Source organism: Paraburkholderia sp. SIMBA_053 (assembly GCF_046534895.1).
Lineage (GTDB): Bacteria > Pseudomonadota > Gammaproteobacteria > Burkholderiales > Burkholderiaceae > Paraburkholderia > Paraburkholderia caledonica.
Map to the genome: position 1 here is coordinate 1 of NZ_JAWRXU010001122.1, position 256 is coordinate 256.

Annotated in this window: 1 pseudogene; it reads left to right on the forward strand. The window is 64.5% G+C overall.

Going from position 1 to position 256, the window contains the following annotated elements:
• Window positions 1-256, forward strand: a pseudogene (locus SB753_RS39130) (hybrid sensor histidine kinase/response regulator); the annotation flags it as partial.

Here is a 256-nt window from a genome sequence, read left to right on the forward strand (position 1 = left end):
TTGTCACCGCAGAACTCGATTCCCGTTCGCGTCGTTCGCCCGCCTATGCCGCCGAAAATGAAGCGCTGCATGCGCTGGCCCGGACACTGAACGAACCCGGCACTGCAATGCTTCAGACGCTGGTCGACACAGCCCTGACGCTATGCGATGCCGGCAGTGCCGGCATCAGCCTGCGGGAGCACGACGACGACCGGTCCGGTGCGTTTCGCTGGGTTGCAGTGTCGGGTCGCTGCGCGCAGTTGCAGGGCCATCTGAT